The following is a 1,404-nucleotide window of genomic DNA, read 5'->3' on the forward strand; positions in this document are numbered from 1 at the left end:
CACTAGTGTTGCATAAATATTGTCGCAATTTTCAGTCTGATTATCCTCCCTGTTTAGAGCCAAAAAGGTAAATACCTATTCAAAGGTGGCTCCATCCATTTGGGTTTTTTTTACAATTAGACTTGTGCGACAACAACAATTTGCTTATTAAGGGATGGCTTTCCCTTCAATCTTTCGAAGCCAGATATGGGCTGGTTTCCACAATGCAGCCCTTAAATAACGGCTAATTTGTAAGGTTTTTCGCTTACTTCTTGTTTCAAGTTGTACGAGAACATGTAGGCAAAAAACAATCAGTGCGATAAACACTTGGTTTTGAATCGCCCATTCACTTTGACCGTAGAATTTTTTGATGCTGAGATGCTGTTTGATCCATTTAAAGAACAACTCAATTGCCCACCGTGATTTGTACATCTCTGAAATTTCTTCGGCACTCAAATCAAAACGATTGGTAATTAAATGCAGTTCATTTCCTTTTGAATCCATCACTTTTAGAAGACGAAAGTAATTTTCAGCACGGTTTTGAGTCGTACCAATCAACACCATTTGATCTGACAAAACAGCTGAATTCTCGGGTAGTTTAAAATTATAAACTTCCCGTATGACTGCGTTTTTCCGTAGCCTTGAAAGAAAAAAGTAACCATCATCTGTCATTCGGTCAAAGCGCTCGTAATCTAGGTAGCCACGGTCAAACACATACATGCATTCTTTATCATCAACCATGATTTCAAGCTGACCACGATCATGTTCTTTTGCCGTTGTTAAAACAGCCTTTTCAGGATAGGAACTCCCTTTTTCCATAAACACAAGTCTCAAATGCAACTTGACACCCGCTTTTGTTTTGCGGAACTTTGCCCATTTATGATTGGTCAAATTAAGTGGCAATGTGCTTGAATCAATAATTTTTAACGGCATAATAAGCTTTGTATAATGTGTTTTTGCATGAATTTGTGCGACTAAATCAAGGAAAAGCCTTTGAAATAAATCTGGATTTATACCGTTTAATCGGCGTGAGAGCTGAGAAATACTGATTGAATCAAGATCAATGCCTTTTTGTAGTTGGTCGTCGAAAAGACAATCGCTTAGCTCATGCAAACTTTCGACTTCTTGTAGCTGTGCAAAAAGGAGTAATTTTAGAAATGAGTCTGTTTTTAGTTTTTTCGTATAGTAATCTAATTTCAACGTTTTCACGGTTTCTTCAAAAAGTTGAAGATTTATTGGTGAAAACCATTGTCCAAATGAAGTTTTTCGTGTAATCTTGTCCATGAGTTGGTCCTTTTTTAGTGGATTTGGACGGGTTACCACCTGACTTATCCATTATAAAGGACTTTTTCTTTGCACAAAATAATAAAATTGAACATTTTGAGTATTTTTAATAGTGAAAATAAATTAATGCAACACTAGTGA

1 protein-coding gene is annotated in these 1,404 nt (G+C 36.0%); it reads right to left on the reverse strand.

Annotation, left to right across the window (positions count from 1 at the left end):
* Positions 1–147: 147 nt before the first annotated feature.
* Positions 148–1,263 carry an IS4 family transposase gene (locus H9655_RS22275; protein WP_016201461.1) on the reverse strand — a complete coding sequence of 372 codons (1,116 nt, stop codon included), beginning with the start codon at positions 1,261–1,263 and terminating at the stop codon, positions 148–150.
* Between the last annotated feature and the right edge of the window lie 141 nt (positions 1,264–1,404).

Source organism: Cytobacillus stercorigallinarum (genome assembly GCF_014836495.1).
GTDB classification, from domain to species: Bacteria; Bacillota; Bacilli; order Bacillales; family Cytobacillaceae; genus Cytobacillus; species Cytobacillus stercorigallinarum.

Excerpts from the sequence above, each read along its gene's own strand:
- H9655_RS22275 (WP_016201461.1), bottom strand. The coding sequence starts at position 1,263 with ATGGACAAGATTACACGAAAAACTTCATTTGGACAATGGTTTTCACCA.